Source organism: Parasphingorhabdus sp., assembly GCF_049667325.1.
GTDB lineage: Bacteria > Pseudomonadota > Alphaproteobacteria > Sphingomonadales > Sphingomonadaceae > Parasphingorhabdus.
The window spans coordinates 1-4439 of sequence record NZ_JBATHY010000034.1; the positions used below are offsets into that span (position 1 = coordinate 1).

The window sequence follows — 4439 nt, forward strand, 5'->3', positions numbered from 1 at the left end:
ACTCTATGCTGAGGCGATTTGATTTGCTCTCCAGAATATGAAAGTCCGGTTTTCGATTCTGTTTCCCAATAGCAGCCAGTCCGCTTTCCACCCATTTTCAGCCTTACATCGCGCTCTGGCAAGGCGCCGATAGCGGACGGTCATTAGGCAAAACCATAGTAAAATACGCGAGATAATGGGCCTAAATTACTGGTATCGAAACATCTCCACGGGATCCTAATGCCTATATCGCAATATAAGGCACCAACGCACCCGCCTTAGCCACATCTGCATCCGCCGGGCGGTAAAGCAAGGCATTCGCCGCAGCGAGCACCGAAAGCTTGGCGCTGTCCTGGCTATCGAACGGTGTGATTCCGGCCTGGTCGACCTTGGCCCGCAGAAACTGCGCGCGGGGGCCGTTGGCGGGGAGGGCTTCGGTGGTTGGAGCGCTTTGATAGTCGGGCAGATAGCGTGCGGCCCCGGCCATATAGCGGACCAGCGGCAGCAAAAACAGGGTCGCCGAGACAAAGGCCGAGGCCGGGTTGCCGGGCAGTGCCAATATGACCGTCTTGCCGATCTTCCCCGCCATCACCGGCTTGCCCGGCTGCATGGCTATTTTGTAAAAGTCGATCTCGGCGCCGAGCTTGCGAAAGGCCGGCCCGACCAGATCGTGATCGCCGACCGACGCGCCGCCGATGGTGACGATGATATCGCAATCTTGCGCGCTTTCCAGCGCTTCGCACAATATCTTCATATCGTCGGCTATCCGGCTCAGGCTGCGGGTTTCGGCGGTCAGCAATGACAACATTGCCGATATCATGATGTCATTGCTGGCGGGTATCTGGTGCAGCAGGGTTTCGTCACCGGGCGCGACCAGTTCATCACCGGTCGAAACCACCGCTATCCTCGGCTGCTTTCCAACCTGCAACTCGCCATAGCCGGCGATCACTGCCTGGCCCAATGCAGCTGCGTTGAGCAAGCTGCCGGCTTGCAGCCCGCTATCACCGCGCGCGAAATCGCCGCCCTTGTGGCGGACGTGACGGCCTCTGCTCGGCGATGGTTCTTCGGTCAGGCGAATGTTTGCGCCGTCAGCCGCGACATTTTCCTGCATGACGACCGTATCGGCGCCTTCTGGCAGCAGTGAACCGGTAAAAATCCGGGCGGTCTCTCCAGGTTTCAACGCGCGACAAGGCGGGCTTCCGGCCTTACACTCGCCGACCAGCGTCCATGGCCCTTCGCGATCCTCGAAGCGGATTGCATAGCCATCCATGGCGGACATATCGGCAGCCGGCTGGTCGCGTTTTGCAATCAGGTCTGCAGCCAGATAGCGACCTGCAGCATCATGGACAGAAACACTTTCGGCGGGCAGGCGGTGAGCCAGCGCAATCAATCTCGCCTGCGCTTCTTCCAGAGGCAGCAGAGCGCTCATTATGCCGTCCAGTCTCCCGACTTTCCGCCGCTTTTGGAGAGCAGCCGAATGTCGCTGATCACCATGTCTTTCTGCATTGCCTTGGACATATCATATATTGTCAAAAGTGCGACAGAACAGGCTGTTAAAGCCTCCATTTCTACACCGGTCTTGCCGGTCAGGCGGGCCACGGTCCTGACCAAAATACCATCGTCCAGAAATTCGAAGTCGACAGCCACTTTGCTGAGCGCCAGCGGGTGGCACAGGGGTATCAGATCACTGGTTTTCTTGGCTGCCATGATCCCGGCGATCCGGGCGGTGGCCAGCACATCGCCCTTTTTGATCATATTGGCCTTGATCGCTTCCAAGACTTCCAATTTCATCGTGATCCGGCCTTCGGCGCGGGCTTCGCGGACGGTGTCGGCCTTGTCGCCGACATCGACCATATGGGCCGCGCCATCACCGTCAATATGGGTCAGTTTGCTCATGCTTTCCCCGTCAATAATTGCCGCGTTGCCGCTTCGACATCTTCCTGCCGCATCAGCGATTCTCCCACCAGAAATGTGCGCGCGCCCGATCGGGACAAGCGCTGGCAATCCTCGTGGGTGAATATGCCGCTTTCGGATACCATGATCCGGTCATCCGGCACCAGCTTTGCCAAGCGTTCGGTCTGATCGAGACTGGTCTCGAAGGTCTTCAGGTTGCGGTTGTTGATGCCGAGCAGAGGCGATTGCAGTTTCAGCGCCCGTTCGAGTTCCGCCTCGTCATGCACCTCGATCAGCACGTCCATGCCGAGGGAGACGGCTTCAGCCTCGATCTCGGCTGCCAGATCATCGTCCAGAGCAGCCATGATGATCAATATCGCATCCGCTCCCAACGCTCGGGATTCTTTGACTTGCCACGGCTCGACCATGAAATCCTTGCGCAGGCAGGGCAGGTCGACAGCGGCACGCGCCGCCGTCAGATATTCATCACTGCCCTGAAAATAGGGCATATCCGTAAGAACCGACAGGCAGGCCGCCCCACCGGCGGCATAGGCGCGTGCATGGGCCGGGGGATCGAAATCCTCCCGGATCAGCCCCTTGGACGGGCTGGCTTTCTTGATCTCCGCGATCAGTGCGTAGCCATCACCGGATTTACGCTTGATAGCGGAGAGAAAGCCGCGCGGCGGCGCCTGGCGTTTGATTTCATCCAGCATTGCCGACGTCGAAATAATCGCGCGCCGTTGCCGGACATGGTGCCTTTTGGCAGCGCATATTTCGTCGAGCTTGTTCATTGATTGGCAATCCAGCAACCCAGCATGGCATTGGCAAGGCCCTTGTCGAGCGCTTCTTCCGCTTCCTCAACGCCGGCTTCCCAGCTGTCCACTTCGCCGGCGACCAACAGGGCGGCGGCACTGTTGAGCAATACGGCATCGCGATAAGCAGATTTTTCGCCCTGTAAGAGCGCACGCAAAGCCGCTGCATTATATCGTGCATCCCCGCCCCTGATCGCTTCCGCTGGATGGCGGGTCAGGCCCGCATCTTCCGGGGTGATGCGGCTCAACGTAACATTGCCATTGTCGATCATCGCAACCCGGCTAGGGCCAGAGATGCTGAGTTCGTCGAGCCCTTCTTCACCAGACACGATCATTGCTTTTTTATAGTCCAGTTGCAGCGCAGCTTCGGCGTAAGTTTCAACCAGATCAGGCGACGCAACGCCGATCAGCTGGCGTTTGACGCGTGCCGGATTACACAAGGGTCCGAGCAGATTGAAGATCGTCCGTTGCCCGATTTCCTTGCGGATCGGGGCCAGCGGGCCGAGCGCAGGATGATGGTTGGGCGCAAAGAAAAAGGCGATGCCGATGTCGCGGAGGCTCTGCTCGCCACTGGTCGCCGCTTTCGCAAGATCCAGTCCGAGCGCCTCGAGCGTATCGGCTGCACCCGACTTGCTCGAAGCGGCGCGATTACCATGTTTCGCCATCGGCACGTCGCAGGCTGCAACGACCAGCGCGGTTGCCGTGGAAATATTCAAGCTGTGGCTGCCATCGCCGCCGGTGCCGCAGACATCAATGGCGTTCCCGGGCGCTTCAACGCCGATCATCCGGGCGCGCATTTCTGATGCCGCTGCGGCAATTTCGGTCGCCGTTTCGCCGCGGTCTGCGAGGCCAACCAGAAAGGCAGTGATCGCTTTTGCTGAACAGGAGCCGTCCAATATGGCCGCAAACACTTGGCGGGCAGACGTTTCGGACAGGGGGCTCGCCGGATCGGGCAATCTCATGCCGGTTCCTTCGCTTCGATCCCCGCGATCGCCATGAAATTGGCCAGCAGGGCGTGGCCATGTTCCGTGGCGATGCTTTCCGGATGGAATTGCACGCCGTGAATCGGCAGGCTTTCGTGGCGGAAACCCATGACCGAGCCATCGTCCGCGGTCGCGTTGACCGGCAGACAGGCCGGAATATTCTCGACGATCAGCGAATGATAGCGGGTCGCAATATACGGCGAGGGCAGGCCCGCAAAAACACCGCTGCCATCATGGTTGATCGCCGATGTCTTGCCATGCATCAATCCGCCGCGCACCACCTTTCCACCAAAATGCTGCCCGATGCTCTGGTGGCCGAGGCACACACCGAGCAAGGGTTTCTCCGCATCGGCACAGGCGGCGACCAGATCGAGCGAGATTCCCGCTTCATTGGGCGTGCAGGGCCCGGGAGAGATCAGGAAGGCTTGCGCGTTGGTTCTGAGCGCTTCGGCGGCGGTCAGCGCGTCATTGCGCTCCACCCGCACCTCTGCACCCAGTTCCATCAGATAATGGACAAGGTTGAACGTGAAGCTGTCGTAATTGTCGATGACGAGGATCATGCAAAGCTGCCTAGTGGCAATTTCCGCTCTCGCCAAGCTTTGACGTACGACGGAGTGCTGATAAAGCACAGGAAAAGGAGAATTTATCATGGGCGAGCCCGTCACCGTCAATATTCCGCACAAATTGGGTCTGGATGAAGCCAAAAACCGGATCGGCAGCGGCGTTCACACGCTCGGCGATATCATCCCGGGCGCCAGCCTGACCGATCATC

General features: G+C 59.1%; 5 protein-coding genes. All 5 read right to left on the bottom strand.

Annotated features, from left to right (window positions below; translation table 11 throughout):
* Positions 1-223: 223 nt before the first annotated feature.
* From glp to WBM93_RS01645, 5 genes are read right to left on the bottom strand one after another with little or no spacing between them, the layout of a single operon-like run.
* Positions 224-1408 carry a gephyrin-like molybdotransferase Glp gene (gene glp, locus WBM93_RS01625; RefSeq protein WP_424427494.1) on the bottom strand — a complete coding sequence of 395 codons (1185 nt, stop codon included), beginning with the start codon at positions 1406-1408 and terminating at the stop codon, positions 224-226.
* Positions 1408-1875 carry a cyclic pyranopterin monophosphate synthase MoaC gene (gene moaC, locus WBM93_RS01630; protein WP_424427496.1) on the bottom strand — a complete coding sequence of 156 codons (468 nt, stop codon included), beginning with the start codon at positions 1873-1875 and terminating at the stop codon, positions 1408-1410. The genes glp and moaC overlap by 1 nt, the downstream gene beginning before the upstream one ends.
* On the bottom strand, positions 1872-2663 hold the full coding sequence (gene trpC, locus WBM93_RS01635) for an indole-3-glycerol phosphate synthase TrpC (protein ID WP_424427498.1): 792 nt from the start codon (positions 2661-2663) through the stop codon (positions 1872-1874). Before trpC ends, moaC begins: the two co-directional genes overlap by 4 nt.
* Entirely contained in the window at positions 2660-3646 is a 987-nt protein-coding gene (trpD, locus tag WBM93_RS01640) for an anthranilate phosphoribosyltransferase (RefSeq protein WP_424427500.1), read from the bottom strand. The genes trpC and trpD overlap by 4 nt, the downstream gene beginning before the upstream one ends.
* Complete coding sequence (locus WBM93_RS01645; protein WP_424427502.1) at positions 3643-4227, bottom strand: anthranilate synthase component II; 585 nt, start codon at positions 4225-4227, stop codon at positions 3643-3645. The genes trpD and WBM93_RS01645 overlap by 4 nt, the downstream gene beginning before the upstream one ends.
* Positions 4228-4439: the final 212 nt, after the last annotated feature.

Coding starts and splice junctions, on each gene's coding strand:
- trpD (WP_424427500.1), bottom strand. CDS start 3,646: ATGAGATTGCCCGATCCGGCGAGCCCCCTGTCCGAAACGTCTGCCCGC.
- moaC (WP_424427496.1), bottom strand. CDS start 1,875: ATGAGCAAACTGACCCATATTGACGGTGATGGCGCGGCCCATATGGTC.
- WBM93_RS01645 (WP_424427502.1), bottom strand. CDS start 4,227: ATGATCCTCGTCATCGACAATTACGACAGCTTCACGTTCAACCTTGTC.
- trpC (WP_424427498.1), bottom strand. CDS start 2,663: ATGAACAAGCTCGACGAAATATGCGCTGCCAAAAGGCACCATGTCCGG.
- glp (WP_424427494.1), bottom strand. CDS start 1,408: ATGAGCGCTCTGCTGCCTCTGGAAGAAGCGCAGGCGAGATTGATTGCG.